At 72.2% G+C, this 18,492-nt stretch carries 17 protein-coding genes and 1 riboswitch; of the genes, 6 read left to right on the top strand and 11 right to left on the bottom strand.

Going from position 1 to position 18,492, the window contains the following annotated elements; translation table 11 throughout:
• Positions 1-3: 3 nt before the first annotated feature.
• From FHX45_RS22860 to FHX45_RS22850, 3 genes are all read right to left on the bottom strand, one after another.
• On the bottom strand, positions 4-390 hold the full coding sequence (locus FHX45_RS22860) for a hypothetical protein (protein WP_167105637.1): 387 nt from the start codon (positions 388-390) through the stop codon (positions 4-6).
• Between the two features lie 153 nt (positions 391-543).
• Positions 544-1,458: an NBR1-Ig-like domain-containing protein gene (locus tag FHX45_RS22855; RefSeq protein WP_341771575.1), complete on the bottom strand. Its 915-nt coding sequence runs from the start codon at positions 1,456-1,458 to the stop codon at positions 544-546.
• Between the two features lie 366 nt (positions 1,459-1,824).
• Complete coding sequence (locus FHX45_RS22850; protein WP_167105634.1) at positions 1,825-3,045, bottom strand: NAD(P)/FAD-dependent oxidoreductase; 1,221 nt, start codon at positions 3,043-3,045, stop codon at positions 1,825-1,827.
• Positions 3,046-3,176: 131 nt separating this feature from the next.
• Between FHX45_RS22850 and FHX45_RS22845 the strand changes: the two genes are divergently transcribed.
• Positions 3,177-3,377, top strand: coding sequence for a hypothetical protein (locus FHX45_RS22845; RefSeq protein ID WP_167105631.1), 201 nt, complete (start codon positions 3,177-3,179; stop codon positions 3,375-3,377).
• 1 nt (position 3,378) lies between these two features.
• Here FHX45_RS22845 and FHX45_RS22840 read toward each other — a convergent pair whose 3' ends face one another.
• Positions 3,379-4,383 carry a DUF2961 domain-containing protein gene (locus FHX45_RS22840; RefSeq protein ID WP_167105628.1) on the bottom strand — a complete coding sequence of 335 codons (1,005 nt, stop codon included), beginning with the start codon at positions 4,381-4,383 and terminating at the stop codon, positions 3,379-3,381.
• Positions 4,384-4,442: 59 nt separating this feature from the next.
• Here FHX45_RS22840 and FHX45_RS22835 point away from each other — a divergent pair, with 59 nt between their 5' ends.
• Genes FHX45_RS22835 through FHX45_RS22825 form a run of 3 tightly spaced genes read left to right on the top strand, consistent with a single transcriptional unit; the run spans position 4,443 to position 6,339 of the window.
• Positions 4,443-5,264, top strand: a complete 822-nt coding sequence (locus FHX45_RS22835; protein WP_167105625.1) for an ABC transporter ATP-binding protein — start codon at positions 4,443-4,445, stop codon at positions 5,262-5,264.
• A gap of 11 nt (positions 5,265-5,275) precedes the next feature.
• Complete coding sequence (locus FHX45_RS22830; protein ID WP_167105622.1) at positions 5,276-5,932, top strand: class I SAM-dependent methyltransferase; 657 nt, start codon at positions 5,276-5,278, stop codon at positions 5,930-5,932.
• A gap of 17 nt (positions 5,933-5,949) precedes the next feature.
• On the top strand, positions 5,950-6,339 hold the full coding sequence (locus tag FHX45_RS22825; protein WP_167109348.1) for an NUDIX domain-containing protein: 390 nt from the start codon (positions 5,950-5,952) through the stop codon (positions 6,337-6,339).
• On the opposite strand, the gene gcvT is transcribed toward FHX45_RS22825, so the two are convergent.
• Both gcvT and gcvP read right to left on the bottom strand, forming a co-directional pair.
• Entirely contained in the window at positions 6,329-7,417 is a 1,089-nt protein-coding gene (gcvT, locus tag FHX45_RS22820; RefSeq protein ID WP_167105619.1) for a glycine cleavage system aminomethyltransferase GcvT, read from the bottom strand. The genes FHX45_RS22825 and gcvT overlap by 11 nt on opposite strands.
• A 3-nt stretch (positions 7,418-7,420) precedes the next feature.
• Positions 7,421-10,243, bottom strand: a complete 2,823-nt coding sequence (gene gcvP, locus FHX45_RS22815; RefSeq protein ID WP_167105616.1) for an aminomethyl-transferring glycine dehydrogenase — start codon at positions 10,241-10,243, stop codon at positions 7,421-7,423.
• 125 nt (positions 10,244-10,368) lie between these two features.
• Positions 10,369-10,460, bottom strand: a riboswitch (glycine riboswitch).
• A 199-nt stretch (positions 10,461-10,659) separates the two neighbouring features.
• On the opposite strand from gcvP, the gene FHX45_RS22810 reads away from it, so the two are divergent.
• Both FHX45_RS22810 and FHX45_RS22805 read left to right on the top strand, forming a co-directional pair.
• Complete coding sequence (locus FHX45_RS22810; protein ID WP_167105613.1) at positions 10,660-11,247, top strand: TetR/AcrR family transcriptional regulator; 588 nt, start codon at positions 10,660-10,662, stop codon at positions 11,245-11,247.
• The gene (locus FHX45_RS22805) at positions 11,240-12,052 is read left to right on the top strand and encodes an amidohydrolase family protein (RefSeq protein ID WP_167105610.1); all 813 of its coding nucleotides are present in this window, start codon (positions 11,240-11,242) and stop codon (positions 12,050-12,052) included. Before FHX45_RS22810 ends, FHX45_RS22805 begins: the two co-directional genes overlap by 8 nt.
• An 81-nt stretch (positions 12,053-12,133) precedes the next feature.
• On the opposite strand, the gene FHX45_RS22800 is transcribed toward FHX45_RS22805, so the two are convergent.
• The 5 genes from FHX45_RS22800 to FHX45_RS22780 form a co-directional block, all read right to left on the bottom strand.
• Positions 12,134-13,201 carry an FAD-dependent oxidoreductase gene (locus FHX45_RS22800; RefSeq protein ID WP_167105607.1) on the bottom strand — a complete coding sequence of 356 codons (1,068 nt, stop codon included), beginning with the start codon at positions 13,199-13,201 and terminating at the stop codon, positions 12,134-12,136.
• A 487-nt stretch (positions 13,202-13,688) separates the two neighbouring features.
• On the bottom strand, positions 13,689-14,360 hold the full coding sequence (locus tag FHX45_RS22795) for an SRPBCC domain-containing protein (protein ID WP_167105604.1): 672 nt from the start codon (positions 14,358-14,360) through the stop codon (positions 13,689-13,691).
• 156 nt (positions 14,361-14,516) lie between these two features.
• Entirely contained in the window at positions 14,517-15,374 is an 858-nt protein-coding gene (locus tag FHX45_RS22790; RefSeq protein ID WP_167105600.1) for an FAD binding domain-containing protein, read from the bottom strand.
• Positions 15,371-17,809: a xanthine dehydrogenase family protein molybdopterin-binding subunit gene (locus tag FHX45_RS22785; RefSeq protein WP_167105597.1), complete on the bottom strand. Its 2,439-nt coding sequence runs from the start codon at positions 17,807-17,809 to the stop codon at positions 15,371-15,373. The genes FHX45_RS22790 and FHX45_RS22785 overlap by 4 nt, the downstream gene beginning before the upstream one ends.
• A gap of 1 nt (position 17,810) precedes the next feature.
• Positions 17,811-18,353, bottom strand: coding sequence for a (2Fe-2S)-binding protein (locus FHX45_RS22780; protein ID WP_167105594.1), 543 nt, complete (start codon positions 18,351-18,353; stop codon positions 17,811-17,813).
• Positions 18,354-18,492 lie beyond the last annotated feature (139 nt).

Here is an 18,492-nt window from a genome sequence, read left to right as displayed (position 1 = left end):
CTCTCAGTAGCAGCGGGTCGACGAGATGGCGAAGGTGTAGTTGTTGCTGAGGTTCGAGGTCACCTCGAACGCGATCTCGTAACCGATCGGCGGCTCACCGAAGACGTCGGTGTGCACGTTCTGGTCGCCGCCGGGCGCGACGACGCCCTTCCACAGCTGGTTGCCCCACCGCACGTCGCGGATGACGAGCGCCAGACCGCGCCAGTCGTGGTTGTGCACGTTGATGTCGATGGCCTGGTCGGCGGCCAACCCGATGGTGGTCGTCTGGCCACCCATGAGCGGGCCGCCGACGCACACGTTGGTGACCGCCGACGCGGTGGGCGTCGCGAGCAGCGGGAGGGCCACCGCGAGGGGCAGCGCGGCCGCCAGGGTTCTGATCGAGTTCCGCATCGGGGATCTCCTTCGCCGGATCGAGCTGGTGCCGACGACGCTAGAGAGGTCTGGACCACTGACGGAAGCTCGCGGACGACCACGGCTTGGCCGGTAGCCAAATTCCGATGTTCTCGCAGTTCAGCGCTTTGGCCACCGGAGCCGGTAGCCGAATCAGCCAACCACCTGGACGAAGAAGTAGACCGCCCGGGTGCCGGGCAGGAGCACGCGGCCCGCGCGGTCGACCATCTTGAAGTACACCTGGCAGTACCCGGGCTCGTCCGGCGCGCGCACCTCCACCGAGACACGCACGACCTGACCGGGCCGGGTCTCCGGGACGGGCACGTCCGCGGGGGTCCGGCACCCGTCACCCGGACCGAAGGCGCCCTCGCGGCGCAGCGACCGGTCCACCCACGGGACGGTGCCCGTGTTGCGCAACTCCCAGGTCTTGACGAACCGCCCACCGGCGGGCACCTGCGTGCCGTCGGGCACCGTGACGTCGCCGCCGAACTCCGACGCGTCGCCCGGCACCAGCGGCGCCAGGGCGAGCGCCGGCGGCGGCACGTCGGCCACAACGGACCCGGTCATGGCGGGCCCGGTCATGGCGGGCCCGGTCATGGCGGGCCCGGTCGGCGCGGGCGGGGTGGCCGACGGCCCGGTCGCGCGGAGCATGGCGACGGCCGTGACCACGCCGAGCCCGAGCACGACGGCCACCGCCACGGCGAGCACCGCCACCCGTCCCCCGCGCCGCGGCGCCGGAACCGGTGACGTCTCGCCGTCCCGGGCCCGCTCCCAGGCGGCGCGCCAGCAGGCGCGGGCCTCGTCCTCGGGTTCGCCGAGGACGCCGACCGCGAGGACGCGCACGAACTCCCACGTCGTGTCCCACGAGGGCAGGCGCTGACCGCGCGCGGCCGCCGACAGCGCCGACTTCGACGCGAGCGCGCCCAGTTCGGTGCGCATCCGGTCGTAGGAGGGGTCCCCGGCGGCGCGCTTGAGGGTCCACAGCCGATGCGCGAACGCGGCCACCGGACCGGCCGCCGGATCCGGGCAACTGGCGACGCGGCCCCGCCTGGCCGCTCCGTGTGTCACCACAAGAGGGTAGGGGCAGATTGGTCCGAACGAGTGGTACGCGAGCGCGTTTCAGCCGAGCAGGTGGCGCGGCGCGGAACCACGAGCACCCCACGTGGGTGATCGTCCACTACCGCGCCGCCACGCACACCTCACCCACACCTACGTGAGCTGCGTCGCCCACACTCGCGTGAGCTCCGTCGTCCGCATCCGCGTGAGCGGCTGACGCGGGCTCGCGGCCGCGCCCGGCATCCGGACCAGCAAACTCACCGCCCGCGCCAGCCAACACCGCGCCCGGACCGGCCAACACGGCGCCCGGAACAGCAAACACGGCTCCCGCAGCGGCCAACACGCTCCGCGCGGCGTGTTCGCCGCTCGCGGCGGTCGTCAGGTGAGCGTGGCGAGGTCGGAGTCGCGCAACTGCTCCGGCGTCACCCTCGCCTCGCCGTCGACCAGCGCCTGCAGCGCATCGCCGTCGTCCCACATGTTCACGTTCATCGCCGCCTGGACCCGGCCGTCGCGCAGCCAGAACGCGGTGAACTCACGTTTGCCCAGGTCACCGCGGACCACCAGCTCGTCGCGGGACGGGTCGGCCAGCCCGCGGTACTCGCAGCCCAGGTCGTACTGGTCGGTGAAGAAGTACGGGGAGCGCGTGTACTGCTCCTGGCCGCCGGCCAGGTTCAGTGCCACGTGCGCGCCCTGGTTCTTCGCGTTCGCCCAGTGCTCGACGCGGACGCGGCGCCCGTAACGGGGGTGCCACTGCGCCGCGATGTCCCCGGCCGCGTACACGTCCGGCGCCGACGTGCGCAGCGACGCGTCGACCGCGATCCCGCCCTCGTCGGCCAGTTCCAGTCCCGCCGCGTGCGCGAGATCGACGCGCGGCACCGCGCCGACGGCGACCAGCACCACGTCCGCCGGCAGCTCGCTCCCGTCGGCCAGCCGCACCCCGGCGACCCCGCCCGGACCGCCGGTCAGCTCGGTGATCCCGCTGCCCAGCCGCCACTGCACGCCGTGCTCGGTGTGCAGGCCGGCGAACACCTCGCTGATCTCCGGCCCGAGCACCCACAGCGGGCCGGGCAGCACGTCGACCATCGTCACCTCGGCGCCCTGCAGCCGGGCCGCGGCCGCGGCCTCCGTCCCGATCCAGCCCGTACCGACCACGACCACCCGTGGCGAACCCGCGAACGCCGACCGCAGCGCGAGCGCGTCATCGAGGGTGCGCAGTGAGTACACGCCCGGCAGGTCCACCCCGCGCACGGGCAGTGTCCGCGGCTGCGAACCGGTCGCCAGCAGCAACCGGTCGTAGGAGTGCCGCCCGCCGCGCGCGTCCTGCACCACCCGCGCGCCCAGCTCCACGCGTGTCGCGCTCGTGCCCAGCCGCAGGTCGATGTCGTGCCCGGGGTAGAAGTCCGCGTCCCGCACCCAGTCCGGCTCGTCCGACTGGCCCAGCAGGACCCGCTTCGACAGCGGCGGCAGCTCGTAGGGCCGGTGGGCCTCGGCGCCGAGAACGGCGATTTCGCCGTCGTAGCCGTTGTCCCGCAGCGCGGCCGCGGCCGAGGCGCCGGCGAGACCGGCCCCGACGATCACGATCCGCTTCGGCTCGGACATGTGCCCTCCCAACAGAGTGAACCAAGTCACCCGACGCTACTGCGGACACTTTTTCCGCGCCACCGCGTCACACGCCGCGCCCGGAGTCGTCCCCTAATCATCCGCACCACCACCGAGGGAAGGCGACGGACGTGGCGGCTCGAGACGAATGGTCGATCAGCTGCCGGGACCTGGCCGGGCGCCGGCGGGACCTGACGGTGTTGGTGAGCAGCGGCCGGGTGGTCCTGGTGGCACCGCCGGGTGAAGCCGCGGTGCTCGAACCGCTCGACGTCGGCCGGCTGCGCGCGGCGCTGCGCGACGCGGTCGTGGTGGTCGGCGAACAGTCCCGGTAGGTCACTCCAGATCCGCGATGACCGCGGCGACGTCCACCGGCGGCACCGGCTGGGCGTTCTCGCACACGGTGAACGCGGCCGCGCAGTAGTCGTCGACCCGCTCGACGAGCCCGCCCCGGTCGGCGCCGATCTGTTGCAGCGTCACCCGCAGGTCGGTGCTGAACATGATCGGGTCGAGCACGTGCCAGCGGTAGAACCCGACGAACCTGGGGATCGGCCCGCGGCCGGGCACCTCCAGCGGCGCACCCGAGTACAACCCCGCGTGCGGCCCCATCCCCCAGGCCGATCCGACGTAGTCCTCCAGCCCGGTCCCGCAGATCGTGGGGAACTCCCGGTCGCCGTCGCGGTAGACCTTCACCTCGCCCTCGCCGTACCACTGGCCGCCGTCGATCGGCCGCACGCCGCCCACCCAGCCGAGGAACCGGCCCGGGCCGTGCAGACCGTCGGTCACCACGAAATCCCGTTTCGACACGGTCGGGTTCTCCCGGCGGAAGCTGACGTGCAGGCGCCCGGACGCCGATTCGCCGAGTGTGTAGTCGATCTGGAAGTACAGGACGATCGGGTCCGGGTTGCCGTTGACCAGGTCGATGCGGATGCGCTCACCGAAGGCCATCGGGAGGTAGCTGTTGAACCCGCGGGCTTCGGGCATGCTGGTCAACGCGCTGGCGTAGGCGACCGGGCGGCCGTGCGGCGAACCGAAGAAGTCCAGGCAGGGCACCGAAACACTGGGATACGACAGGCCGCCGTAGCGGACCTCGAGGTGCACGGCACGCATCCGGGCCGGCCGGTCCGGCGGGAAGGTCATCCAGATGTGCCGGATGGTGCCCGGGCCGGCGAGGTCGGCCAGGGTGACCCGTTCACCGCCCTCGATCACCCGGCTGGGGGCGCCCTTGCGTCCGCCGCCGGCCCGGCCACCCGCGCCCCGTTCGCCGGTGGGGTTTTCGAACGTGACGGCGCGCGAGTCGAGCACCGGCGCGACGCGAGTCAGGTCCGTGACGTCGAACACCCTGTCAAGGTAGGCGCGGTGCGTATCGTTCGCCAGCTCAGTAGGTTAGCCTAACCTCCATGGCCCAGACCGTGGATCTCGCCGCCGAGCCGATCACCAGCACCCGGCTGCACGGCGACGACCTGACCCTGGGGTACGACGGACGGGTGGTCGCCGAGGGTCTGTCGGTCGCCATCCCGGACCGCTCGTTCACCGTGATCGTCGGCCCGAACGCGTGTGGCAAGTCGACGTTGCTGCGGGCGCTGAGCCGGCTGCTCAAACCGCGGCGCGGCATGGTTTACCTGGACGGCGAGGTCATCACGTCGTTGCCGGCCAAGCAGGTCGCGCGCAGGCTCGGGCTGCTGCCGCAGAGCTCGATCGCGCCGGACGGCATCACGGTCGCCGACCTGGTCTCCCGCGGCCGGTACCCGCACCAGCGGCTGCTGCGCCAGTGGTCGCGCCAGGACGCCGAGGTCGTCGAGCGGTCGATGGCCGCGACCGGGGTGTCCGGCCTGGCCGACCGGATGGTCGACGAGCTGTCCGGCGGGCAGCGCCAGCGGGTGTGGCTGGCGATGGCGCTGGCGCAGGAGACCGAGCTGCTGCTGCTCGACGAGCCGACCACGTTCCTGGACATCACGCACCAGATGGACATCCTCGACCTGTGCGCGCAGCTGCACGCCGAGCAGGGCCGCACCCTGGTCGCCGTGCTGCACGACCTCAACCAGGCGGCGCGCTACGCCACCCACCTGATCGCCATGCGCGAGGGCGCGGTGCTGGCGGCCGGCACGCCGGAGGAGGTGGTGACCGCCGAGCGGGTCGAGGAGATCTTCGACCTGCCGTGCTCGGTGATCCCCGATCCCGAGACCGGCACTCCGCTGGTGATCCCGAAGGCGCGCCGGTAGTTTCGGCTCCTGTGAGCCAGGACGTGTGGAGCGCGGTCGACGACTACGTGGGCCGGACGCTGATCGCCGCGGACGCGGTGCTGGAGGACGCCAGGGCGGCCGCGGCCGACGCCGGGTTGCCGGAGATCGCGGTGTCCCCGGCCCAGGGCAAGCTGCTGCACCTGCTGGCGCGGATGCACGGCGCGCGGTCGATCCTGGAGATCGGCACGCTCGGCGGCTACTCCACGATCTGGCTGGCGCGGGCGCTGCCCCCGGAGGGCAGGCTGGTGACCCTGGAGGCCGACCCGAAGCACGCCGAGGTGGCGAGCAACAACCTGGACGCGGCCGGGTTCGGCGAGATCGTCGAGGTCAAGGTCGGCCCGGCGCTGGACACGCTGCCCACCCTCGACGGCCCGTTCGACCTGGTCTTCATCGACGCGGACAAGCCGAACAACCCGGAGTACTTCCGGTGGGCACTGCGGTTGTCCCGGCCGGGTTCGGTGATCGTCGTGGACAACGTGGTGCGCGACGGCGCGCTCGCCGACGCGGACAGCACCGACCCCGCGATCGTCGCGACGCGGGAGATGCACGACCTGATCGCCGCCGAGCCGCGGGTCGAGGCCACGGTGGTGCAGACCGTGGGTGTGAAGGGCTACGACGGGTTCACGCTCGCGCTGGTGACCGCATGACCGGCGGGGACCGGCGGGTGATCGACAAGGTCACCTGGGTGCGGGTGGAGTCCGGACGGGTGCTCGCCGCCCGCTCGCACGGCAAGACGGTGTGGTACCTGCCGGGCGGCAAGCGCGAACCGGGTGAGAGCGACCTCGCGGCGCTGACCCGGGAGGTCGCCGAGGAGCTGTCGGTGTCGATCGACCCGGCGACCGTCCACCACTTCGGCACGGTCGAGGCCCCGGCCCACGGGCAGGCCGGGGTGGTGCGGATGGCCTGCTACACCGCCGAGTACCGGGGCACCCTCGCGGCCTCGGCGGAAGTGGCGGAGCTGGCCTGGCTGGGTCCGGGCGACCGCGGCCAGCTCTCCGCGGCGGGCGCGCTGGTCTTCGACGAGCTGCACCGCCGCGGCGAACTCACCGGGTAGCCGTCTCCCGCTGGTAGAACGGCAGCTCGACCACCTCGACCGGCTCGACGCGGCCGCGGATGTCGACCGCCAGTTCGGTGCCGGGAGCGCTCAGCGCGACCGGCACGTACGCCATCGCCACGGGGTAGCCCAGCGTCGGCGACAGGGCGCCGCTGGTCACCTCGCCCACCGGCTCCCCGCCGGAGAGCACCCGGTACCCGTGCCGGGGCGCGCGGCGCCCGCTGCCGCGCAGTCCCACCAGCACCTCGGCCGGATCCTGCCGCTGGGCCAATGCCGCCTTGCCCACGAAGTCCGGTTTGTCGAGCTTGACGACGCGGCCCAGGTTCGCCTCGAACGGCGACCGCTCGGCGGACAACTCGTTGCCGTACAACGGCATCCCGGCTTCCAGCCGGAGCGTGTCGCGGCAGGCGAGCCCGGCCGGCACCAGCCCGTGCGGCTCGCCGGCGTCGGTGAGGATGTGCCACACCGCCGCCGCCTCGTCCGGCGGCACGTACAACTCGAAACCGTCCTCACCGGTGTAGCCGGTGCGCGCCAGCAGCACGTCGTGGCCCTTCACCGTCGCCGGCACGCTCGCGTAGTACTTCAGGCCGGCGAGGTCGGCGTCGGTGACCGCGCCGACGACATCCACCGCCCGGGGTCCCTGCACCGCGATCAGCGCGAACTCGGCGGAGCGGTCGGTGACCCGCGCGTCGAAACCGGCGGCCCGCCCGGTGAGCTCCGCGGCCACCGCCGGCGCGTTGCCCGCATTGGCCACCACCAGGTACTTCTCGTCCTCGAGCCGGTAGACGACGAGATCGTCGATCACCCCGCCGGTGTCGTTGCACATCATCGTGTAGCGGGCACGGCCCGGCTTGACCGCGGACAGCTTGCCGACGAGCGCGTGGTCGAGCGCGTCCGCGGCCTGCGGTCCGCTCACCTCGATCTCGCCCATGTGCGAGAGGTCGAACAGCCCGGCGGCCTCGCGCACCGCGCGGTGCTCGGCCAGCTCACTGCCGTAACGCACCGGCATCTCCCAGCCGGCGAAGTCGGTGAACAGCGCGCCCAGTCCCTTGTGGACGGAGTGCAGAGGGGTCCGCATGGATCAGCTCCCGTAGGCTTCGATGGACGGGCACGAGCAGACGAGGTTGCGGTCACCGTGCGCGCCGTCGATGCGGCGCACCGGGGACCAGTACTTGTTCTTCGGGGAGACGCCGGCCGGGTAGACCGCGGTCCTGCGGTCGTAGGGCAGGTCCCAGTCGCCGGTGAGCATCTCCGCGGTGTGCGGCGCGTTGCGCAGGGGGCTCCGCTCGATCGGCCAGGTGCCCTCGGCGACCTGCTCGATCTCCCGCCGGATCGCGATCATCGCGTCGCAGAACCGGTCGAGCTCGCCGACGTCCTCGCTCTCGGTCGGTTCGACCATCAGCGTCCCGGCCACCGGGAAGGACATCGTCGGGGCGTGGAAACCGTAGTCCACCAGGCGCTTGGCGACGTCGTCGACCGTCACGCCGGTGCGCTTGGTGAGCGCCCGCAGGTCGAGGATGCACTCGTGGGCGACCAGCCCGTTCCGTCCCGTGTAGAGCACCGGGTAGTGCGGGGACAGCCGCGCGGCGACGTAGTTCGCGGCGAGCACGGCGACCTTGGTGGCGCTGGTCAGGCCGGCGCCACCCATCATCCGGATGTAGGCCCACGAGATCGGCAGGATCGACGCCGAACCGAACGGCGCCGCCGAGATCGGGCCGACCCCGGTGGCCGGGCCGGCACCGTCGGCGAGCGGGTGGTTCGGCAGGTACGGGGCGAGGTGCGCGCGCACCGCGACCGGGCCGACGCCCGGGCCGCCGCCGCCGTGCGGGATGCAGAACGTCTTGTGCAGGTTCAGGTGCGACACGTCGCCGCCGAACTCGCCCGGCTTGGCCAGGCCCAGCAACGCGTTCAGGTTCGCGCCGTCCACGTAGACCTGACCGCCGGCCTCGTGCACGATGCGGGCGATCTCACCGATGCCCTCCTCGTACACGCCGTGGGTGGACGGGTAGGTCACCATGATCGCCGACAGCGTCTCGCGGTGCTGCTCGGCCTTGGCACGCAGGTCGTCCAGGTCGACGTCACCGTTGTCGTTGCAGGCCACCACGACCACGCGCATCCCGGCCAGCACCGCCGACGCGGCGTTCGTGCCGTGCGCCGAGGAGGGGATGAGGCAGACGTCGCGCTCCGGCCTGCCGTTGGCGCGGTGGTACGCGCGGATCGCCAGGAGCCCGGCGAGCTCGCCCTGGCTGCCGGCGTTGGGCTGCAGCGACACCCGGTCGTAGCCGGTGACCTCGGCCAGCCAGCCGCACAGCTGGTCGATCAGCTCCCGGTAACCGGCCGCGTCCCCGGCCGGGGCGAACGGGTGCAGGCCCGCGAACTCCGGCCAGCTGATCGGCTCCATCTCGGCGGTCGCGTTGAGCTTCATGGTGCACGAACCGAGCGGGATCATGCCCCGGTCCAGGGCGTAGTCCTGGTCGGACAACCGGCGCAGGTACCGCAGCATCGCGGTCTCGGAGCGGTGGGTGTGGAACACCTCGTGGGTGAGGAACTCGCTGGTGCGGGCCAGCCCGGTGGGCAGCGCGGTGGCGTCCTCGGCGATGCCCGGGCCGGCCTCGAAGGCCCGCAGCACGCGGTCCACGACGTCCACCGTGGTCACCTCGTCGCAGGCCATCCGGACGTGGTCGTCGTCCACCCGGCCGAGGTTGATGCCCGCCGCGCGCGCGGCGGCGACGACCGCGGCGGCCCGGCCCGGCACCCGCGCGAGCACGGTGTCGAAGAAGCCCTCGTGCACCACCTCCACGCCCGCGGTCCGCAGCGCCCCGGCCAGCCCGGCGGCCAGCCCGTGCACCCGCCGCGCGATCTCGGTCAGCCCCTCCGGGCCGTGGTACACGGCGTACATCGCCGCCAGCACCGCCGGCAGCACCTGGGCCGTGCAGATGTTCGACGTCGCCTTCTCGCGGCGGATGTGCTGCTCGCGGGTCTGCAACGCGAGCCGGTAAGCGGTGTTGCCGTCCGCGTCGACCGAGACGCCGACCAGCCGGCCGGGCAGCGACCGCTCCAGGCCGCGGCGCACGGCGAGGTACCCGGCGTGCGGGCCGCCGTAGCCGAGCGGGACGCCGAAGCGCTGGGTGGTCCCGGCCGCGATGTCCGCGCCGAACTCGCCGGGTGCGGTGATCAGCGTCAGCGCCAGCAGGTCGGCCGCCACGGTGTACAGCGCGCCGGCGTCCTTCGCGACCTTGCCGATGGCCTCGTAGAAGCCCTTGCCGCGCAACAGACCGGACGCGCCCGGGTACTGCACGACGACGCCGAAGAAGTCCTCCGGCAGCCCGGTGCCCAGGTCCCGTACGTCGACCTCGATGCCGACCGCCTCCGCCCGGGTGCGCACCACCGCGATGGTCTGCGGCAGGCACTCGGCGTCCAGGACGACGCGCGACGACTTCGCCTTCGACGCACGGCGCATCAGCAGGACGGCCTCGGCGACCGCCGTGGACTCGTCGAGCAGGGAGGCGTTGGCGATGTCCAGGCCGGTCAGGCCGGACACCATGGTCTGGAAGTTCAGCAGCGCCTCCAGCCGCCCCTGCGAGATCTCCGGCTGGTACGGCGTGTACGCGGTGTACCAGGCCGGGTTCTCCAGCACGTTGCGGCGGATGACCGGCGGGGTGACGGTGTCGCTGAAGCCCAGGCCGATCATCTGGGTCATCGGGCGGTTCTTCGCCGCCAGCGCACGCAGCTCGGCGGTCGCCTCCTGCTCGGAGGCCGGGGGCAGGCCCAGCGCGCCCGCCGTGCGGATCGCGGCCGGGACGGCCGCCTCGACCAGGGCGTCCAGACTCCCGTACCCGCACTCGGCGAGCATCTTGGCCTGTTCGTGCTCGGAAGGTCCGATGTGACGATCGGCGAAGGACATCGGGAGCTCCTCATCTGCGGGTGGCGGGAACTCCCCCTCTGTCATCGGCACCTGAGAGTTTCACCGCGCTCGCGGCTTTCACCTTGGGTGAGGCGCGATGCGCGCGCCTGCTTTCCAGAGTGGCCTGGCGCGGAGCGGTAACTGGTACCTGAGAGATTGACGGGGAAGTTGCTCCTTCGGTGCCCCAGTGACCTGGGGACTCTCCCGCTCCGGCTCGTGACGGCCTGATGTTCAGTTGTCCGGCTTCAGTCTACAGCGGCGTAACGTACGCGGCCGGGATGCCGCCGTCCACCGGAAACGCGAAGCCGTGATGAACACCGCAGCGTGGACGGGACGAGCGCGCCCTGCGTCGTGGGCAACCGTCGAGATGCGCGGGGGCTGCCGAGCTCTGGTTTTAGAGGGTAGTCTCCACAAACATGGGCCGACCACCACGGCATTCCGCCGACGAGCTGCTGGACGCCGCCGTCCGGCTGTTCGCCGCGGGCGGGCCGGAAGCGGTCACCATGTCGGCGGTGGCGCGGGAGGCGGGCGCGCCGAGCGGATCGGTCTACCACCGCTTCCCGGGACGCCCGGCGTTGCAAGCCGCGTTGTGGCTGCGCACCGTGCGGCGGTTCCATCGCGACTACCTGGCGGTACTGGGCGGAGAACGGCCCCTGGACGCGGCGGCCGCGGCCGTGCGCTGGTGCCGGGAACGGCCCGGGGAGGCCCAGGTGCTGTACGCGGGAAAACGGCTGCTCGGCGCGAGCTCCTGGTCGGCCGAGGACCGCGCCGAGGACGCCCGGTGCGATGCCGCGCTGGACGAGGTGCTGCGCACCGTGGTGCGGCGGCTGCGCGCGCAAACCGGATCGAGTGCCGACGAGCTTCTGCTCGTGCTGATCGACCTGCCGTACGCGGTGGTGCGGCGGTACCTGGCCCAGGGGCGGCCACCACCGGAGTCCGCCGTGGACCTGGTGGCCCGGATCGCCCGCACGATTTCGACCGATGAAGGGACCAACGATGGCTGACGTGATCGACGTGTGGATGCAGCAGCCGAACCAGCGGTTCATGGACCAGCCGTGGCTGGAGACGCTGGTGCGGTGGACCGGCATGGCGCGCCGCGCGCCCCAGCTGTCCGGCACGCTCGACGCGATGGACGAGGCCGGCGTGCGGGTCGCGCTGCTGTCCGCGTGGCACGGGCCGGACGGGGCGCTGATCACCAACGACGAGGTGGCGGAGATCGTGTCCGCGCACCCGGACCGGTTCGCCGGGGTGGCGTCGGTGGATCTGCGCGACCCGGTGCGGGCGGTGCGGGAAATCCGCCGGTGCGTACGGCTCGGCTTCGTCGGGGTGCGGGTGGTGCCGTGGCTGTGGAACCTGCCGCCGAACGACCGGCGCTACTACCCGGTGTACGTGACGTGCGTGGAGGAGGACGTGCCGTTCTGCACGCAGATCGGCCACACCGGGCCGCTGTGCCCGTCCGAGCCGGGGCGGCCGATCCCGTACCTGGACGAGGTGCTGCTGGACTTCCCCGAGCTGACCGTGGTGGGCGGCCACGTGGGCTACCCGTGGATGGCGGAGGTGCTGTCCCTGGCCGCGAAGTACCCGAACTTCCACGTGGACACCTCGGCGTACGCGGTGCACCGGCTGCCCGGGGAGCTGGTGGAGTTCATGCGCGGGCGCGGCCGGGAGCGCGTCCTGTTCGGCAGCAACTACCCGATGATGACCCCGGCCGACGCGTTGAAGCGCCTGCCGGACCTGGACCTGGGAGCGGCGGCGACGGAGCTGTACCTCAGCGGCAACGCCCGGCGGGTGTTCGCACTGCCCAACTGACAAGCCCGTACCCCGTTCGCCGCGGCGCAGGCGCGTGACACCCGGTGGCACGCCACTGCGCCGCGCGGCGGGCCGGTGCGCTCAGCTCGCCGCGGCGATCTGCGCCGGGCGTGTCGTCAGGAGCTGCCGGATCTCGCGGACGGCGGCGCGGCCGGCGCGGTTCGCGCCGATCGTGCTGGCGGACGGGCCGTAGCCCACCAGGTGCAGCCGCGGTTCGGCGACCACGCGCGTGCCGTCCATGCGGATGCCGCCGCCGGGTTCACGCAGGTGCAGCGGCGCCAGGTGATCGAGTGCGGCGCGGAACCCGGTGGCCCAGAGGATCACGTCCACCCGCTGCTCGGTGCCGTCCGCCCAGACCACGCCCGTCCGGGTGATGCGGTCGAACATCGGCTTGCGGGTGAGGATCCCGCGGGCCTGCGCGTCGCGCACCTGGGGGGTGCGCACGAGCCCGGTGACGCTCACGACGCTCGCCGGCGGCAGCCCGGCCCGGACCCGGCGGTCGACCTTCGCAACGGCCTCGCGGCCCAGTTCCGGATTGAACTCCACGTCCTGGAACACCGGCGGCCGGCGGGTGACCCAGGTGGTGCCTCTCGCGAAGTCCGCGATCTCGATCAGCAGCTGCACGGCCGAGGTGCCGCCGCCCACGACCAGGACGTGCTGCCCGCGGAACTCCTCGGCGGTGCGGTAGTCGGCCGTGTGCAACTGGCGGCCGGTGAAGGTTTCCTGCCCCGGGTAGTGCGGCCAGAACGGGCGGGTCCACGTGCCGGTCGCGTTGATGACCGCGCGGGCGGCCCAGGTAGCGCCGGTGGTCTCGACGAGGAGGCGGGGACCCGCATCCCGCACGGCGAGCACCTCGACCGGGCGGTGAACCGGCAGGTCGAAGGTGCGCTCGTAGCGCGCGAAGTACTCGGCCACGACCTCCGACGCCATCCGGTGCTCGTCCTGCTCGTGGAAGGCCATGCCGGGGAGGTCGTGGAAGCCGTGGACCTTGTCCAGCCGCAGCGAGGGCCACCGGTGCTGCCACGCACCGCCCGGCCCGGAGTTCCCGTCGAGGACGACGAATTCCAGACCCGACCGGCGGAGGAAGTAGGCGGACGACAAGCCGGCCTGCCCCGCGCCGATCACCACCACGTCCGTTTCGCTGCGCACACCCGGTACAACCGCCGCCGAACCGTGCCGCTTCCCGGTGGTGGCGCCGGGCACACCGCCGCGCAATTGGCCCCATGTGGTGCAGGCAGGCGGTGTGAGGGCACGCGGGCCGACGCCGGCTCCTGCCCGTAGTGGTGGCGTCAGCGGCGCCACTGGCGGCGCGAGCCGCGGCCGGTAATGCACCGGCCAGCGCCCCCAGCCAGCGGCCCACGACCCCCGCGGCGCGATGGGCAGCGGCTGACCTGCCCTTCCACACCGGTAGCCGGCATCCGCGGCAGGTGGCCGGTGTGGACGCGGATGCCGTGTTCGGCGGCTGGTGGCGATCGTGGAGGGGGCACCCGTGTTCCGCCACCGCCGTCGACGTATGCGGCCGGTGTCCCGGACACCTTCTGGCCGCCGGCGGACGCTTTCGTTGCGGTGCCCGAGGCCGGGCTCCGGTGTGCCCGTCAGCGCAGCACCCACCCGGTTTTGCCGACCGCGGCGGTTGTCAGCGGCGGCGGAGCAGGCGGACGATCGCGACCACCCCGAGCACCGCGGCGACCCCGGCGAGGATCGGCGCCAGGCGCTTGGTCAGGGAGCTGCCGGCGTACTCGAAGAGGTCGATCGCCTCGGCTTCGTGGGGCTGGGGCTTCACCGACTCGAGCTTCGGCTTCTCCGGCGCCGGCTCGGTGGTCACCCCGGACTCGGCCGGCTTCTCCTCCGTGGCCGGGCTCTCCGCGGTACCGAGCCGGTCCGCCAGGTTCGCCGCGAACTGGTCCAGGATCTTGCCACCGACCTCGGAGATCATGCCGCGGCCGAACTGCGCCGGCCGGCCCGTGACGTTCAGATCGGTGGCGACCGTGCCCTTCGTGCCACCGTCGTTCTCCGACAACGTCACCGTGACCGTCGCGGCCGCCGTGCCCGCTCCGCGGGAGTCCTTGCCCGACGCCTTGATCACGATCTTGCGAGCCTGTTCGTCGGTCTCCAGGTACTCGCCGGAACCCTTGTACAGCAGGGAGATCGGGCCCAGCTTCACCTTGACCGTCCCGGTGAACGTCTCGCCCTCGACCTTCGTCAGGGTGGCACCGGGCATGCAGGGCGCAACGCGTTCCGGATCCGTGACCGCCTTCCACACCTCGGCGGGCGGGGCCGGAACGGTGAATTCATGGTCGAGCCGCACGGGCCGACCTCCCTTCTCCAGAAAGCTTCGAGTCCCTCGGACCACCTTAGTGCCGGAACCGGCGCGGGGTGAGTACGCGGGACCGGCATCGGCGCCCGTCGAGCACGGTGCCAGGCCCGTGGCCGTCCCGGCGGGACGGCCGCGGGCCTGCCCGGCCTACACCCCGGCCAGCGCCGCCGACACCGCGCGGCCCGTCAGCACCTTCGCCAGCTCTTGCCGGTATTCGACGTCCGCGTTGCCGTCGGCGGTGGGACTGGTTCCCTCCGCCGCGTGCGCGGCCGCGGAGCGGATCGTCTCGTCCGACGCGGACTGGCCCACCAGCGCCTGCTCGACCGCGGTGGCCCGCACGGGCACCGACGCCATGTTCGTCAGCGCCACCCGGGCCTCGGCGATCGTGTCGCCGTCGGTGCGGACCGTGGCCGCGACGGCGACCATCGACCACGCCTGCGCCACCCGGTTGAACTTCTCGTAGTGAGCCTTCCAGCCGGTGTGCTTGGGCACCCGGACCTCGACCAGGATCTCCGCCGGATCGAGGGCGGTGGTGAAGAAGTCCTGGAAGAACTCCGCCGCCGGCACGGTGCGCCGTCCGCCGCTGCTCGCGATCACCATCTCGGCGTCCAGCGCGAGCGCGGGGGCCAGCAGGTCACCCGCCGGGTCCGCGTGGGCGATCGAGCCGCCGAACGTGCCGCGGTGCCGCACCTGCGGATCGGCCACCGTGTCGGTCGCCTTGGCCAGCAATGCGGCGTGCTCGGCGATCAGCTGATCACGTTGCACGTCGTAGTGCGTGGTCATGGCCCCGATGACGATCGCGTCGCCGTCGTCGCGGACACCCCGCAGCTCGGAGATCTTGCCCAGGTCGATGAGTGTCGTCGGCGCGGCCAGCCGCATCCGAAGCACCGGCAGCAGGCTCTGCCCGCCGGCCAGGACCTTGGCGTCCTCACCGGCCGCGGCCAGCGCCTGCACCGCCTCGTCCACAGTGGACGGAGCGACGTAGTCGAAGGCAGCGGGGATCACTGCGCACCTCCCGAAGCGTCGATGGAACCCAGACCGCCACCGGCCTCCGAGCCGACACCACCGGCGTCGGTCCGGCCGCGGTGGACCGCCGACCACACCCGCATGGGCGAGCACGGCATCTCGATGTCGTTGACGCCGAAGTGCCGCACGGCGTCCACGACCGCGTTGACCACCGCCGGGGTGGACGCGATCGTGCCGGCCTCGCCGACGCCCTTCACACCCAGCGGATTCGACGTCGCCGCCGTCTCCGTGCGGTCGGTGACGAACGACGGCAGGTCGGCCGCCGAGGGCAGCAGGTAGTCGGCGAACGTGCCGGTGGTGAGCGTGCCGCTCTCGTCGAACACCGCCTCCTCGTAGAGCGCCTGGGCGATGCCCTGGGCGAGACCGCCGTGCACCTGCCCCTCCACGATCAGCGGGTTGACCACCTTGCCGACGTCGTCCACGCAGACGTACGAGCGCAACCGCACCCGCCCGGTCTCGGTGTCCACCTCGGCCGCGCAGAGGTGGGTGCCGTGCGGGAACGAGAAGTTCTCCGGGTCGAACACGGCCTCGGAGTCCAGCGTCGGCTCCATGCCCTCGGGCAGGTTGTGCGCGGCGAACGTCGCGAACGCGACGTCCTGGATGGTCGTGGACGTGTCCGTGCCGCGGACGGTGAACTTGCCGCCCTCGAACTCCAGGTCGTCCGGCGAGCACTCGAGCAGGTGCGCGGCGATCGCCCGCGCCTTGTCCACCACCTTCTCGGCCGCCTTCACCACGGCGATGCCGCCGACCGCCAGCGACCGCGATCCGTAGGTGTCCATGCCCTTGTGCGAGGACTGCGTGTCGCCGTGGATGACCTCGATGTCCTCGAACGCCACCCCGAGCCGGTCGGCGACGATCTGGCTCCACGCCGTCTCATGCCCCTGCCCGTGCGCCGAGGCACCGGTGACGACCTCGACCTTGCCCGTGGGCAGCACCCGGACCGCCGCGTGCTCCCAGCCGCCCGCGCCGTAGTCGAGCGAGCCGAGCACCCGCGACGGGGCGAGACCGCACATCTCGGTGAACGTGGAGATGCCGATGCCCAGCTGGACCGGGTCGTTGCGCTCCCGGCGTTCCCGCTGCTCGCGGCGCAGGCCGTCGTAGTCGAACAGCTCCTTGGCCCGCGCGGTGGCGGCCTCGTAGTTGCCCGAGTCGTAGGTCAGCCCGCACACCGTGGTGAACGGGAACTCCTCGTGCTTGATCCAGTTCTTCTCCCGCAGCTCCAGCGGGTCCATGCCGAGCTCGGCGGCGAGCTCGTCCATGATCCGCTCGATCGCGAACGTGGCCTCCGGCCGCCCGGCGCCCCGGTAGGCGTCGGTGAGCGTGGTGTTGGTGAACACGTTGGTGCAGGCGAAGTGGTACGCCGGGACCTTGTAGATCGCGTTGAACATGAACGCGCCCAGGATCGGCACGCCGGGGCCGACCAGACCGTTGTAGGCGCCCATGTCGGCCATCAGCTCGACCTTGAGACCGGTCACCTTCCCGTCGCGGGTCGCGCTGATCGTGATGTCCTGGATCTGGTCCCGGCCGTGGTGCGCGGTCTGCATGGCCTCCGAGCGGGTCTCGGTCCACTTGACCGGCTTGCCGAGCCGCTGCGCGATGAGGACCGTCATGGTCTCCTCGGGCAGCACGGCGATCTTGCCACCGAACCCGCCGCCGACGTCCGGGGCGATGACCCGCAGCTTGTGCTCCGGGATGCCGAGCGTCAGGGCGGTCATCGTCTTGAGGATGTGCGGGACCTGGGTGGCCGACCACATGGTGATCTGGGTGCCGGTCGGGTCGACCACGACCGACCGCGGTTCCATGAACGCCGGCACCAGCCGCTGCTGGCGGAAGCGGCGCCGGAGCACCACCTCGCCGCTCGAAATGGCCTCCTCGACGTTCTCCCCGGTGCCTGCCTCGGCCGAGTCGAAGACCCACGTGGCCTGCTTGTTGGTGCCGAGCTCCTCGTGGACCAGCGGCGCGCCCTCGGCGAGGGCGTTCTCCAGGCCGAGGACCACGGGCAGTTCCTCGTAGTCCACGTCGATGGCCTCGAGCGCGTCGGCGGCCTCCGCCTTGCTGCGGGCCACCACCACGGCGACACCCTCGCCGGCGAAGTTGACCTGGTCGGCGGCGAGCACCGGCCGCCGCGGCTGCTTCATGTCCGGCGTGATCGGCCACGCGCAGGGCATGCCGATCGCGCTGTCCGGGTCGAGGTCGCGGGCCGTGTAGACCGCCACCACGCCCGGCATGTCCCGCGCCGCCGACGTGTCGATGGAATTGATCCGGGCGTGCGCGAACGGACTGCGCAGGATCGCCACGTGGAGCATGCCGGGCAGGGTGATGTTGTCCGTCCAGCGGGTGCGGCCGGTGATGAGCCGCGCGTCCTCCTTGCGCGTGCGTGCCTTGCCGACCTCGGGTTCGATCGTCGACGTCATGTCACTCGCCTCCGCCCGCGAACGCGCCGGAGGTGCGGGTGACGTCGTCACCCTGCACGCGCTCGGCCTCGGGACCCGCTCCGGGGCTCATCCGCTGTGCCGCGTCCCGCACGGCCCGGACGATGTTCTGGTATCCCGTGCAGCGGCACAGGTTGCCCTCGAGCCCCTCGCGCACGGCTTGCTCGTCCGGATCCGGGTTGTCGGCGAGCAGGTCGATCGACTGCATGATCATGCCCGGTGTGCAGAACCCGCACTGCAGCGCGTGGTTGTCGTGGAACGCTTCCTGCACGGGGTGGAGCCGGCCGTCGCGGGCCAGACCCTCGATGGTGGTCACCTCGGCGCCGTCGGCCTGCACGGCCAGGACCGAGCAGGACTTCACGCTGTGCCCGTTGAGGTGCACGGTGCAGGCACCGCAGTTGCTGGTGTCGCATCCGACCACGGTGCCGATTTTCCCGAGCGTCTCCCTCAGGTAGTGAACGAGCAACGTGCGGGGTTCGACCTCGTCGGTGTAGCTGGTTCCGTCCACGGTGACGGTGATGCGCATGAGGCCTCCAGTGGTGGGAGCTGGGTGATCGGCTTCACAACCGAGCGTGCTACGTCCGTGCCGTTCGGACAAGTCCTGGTTGGGTGACGCTTGGACCGGGCTCCCGCGGATGCGCGAGAACTGCCTGCTCCATCACCGC

Origin of the sequence: Amycolatopsis granulosa (genome assembly GCF_011758745.1) — a bacterium.
Taxonomy (GTDB): domain Bacteria; phylum Actinomycetota; class Actinomycetes; order Mycobacteriales; family Pseudonocardiaceae; genus Amycolatopsis_E; species Amycolatopsis_E granulosa.
The sequence above is the reverse complement of the archived record's forward strand: the minus strand, read 5'-3'. Positions and strand labels throughout refer to the sequence as shown.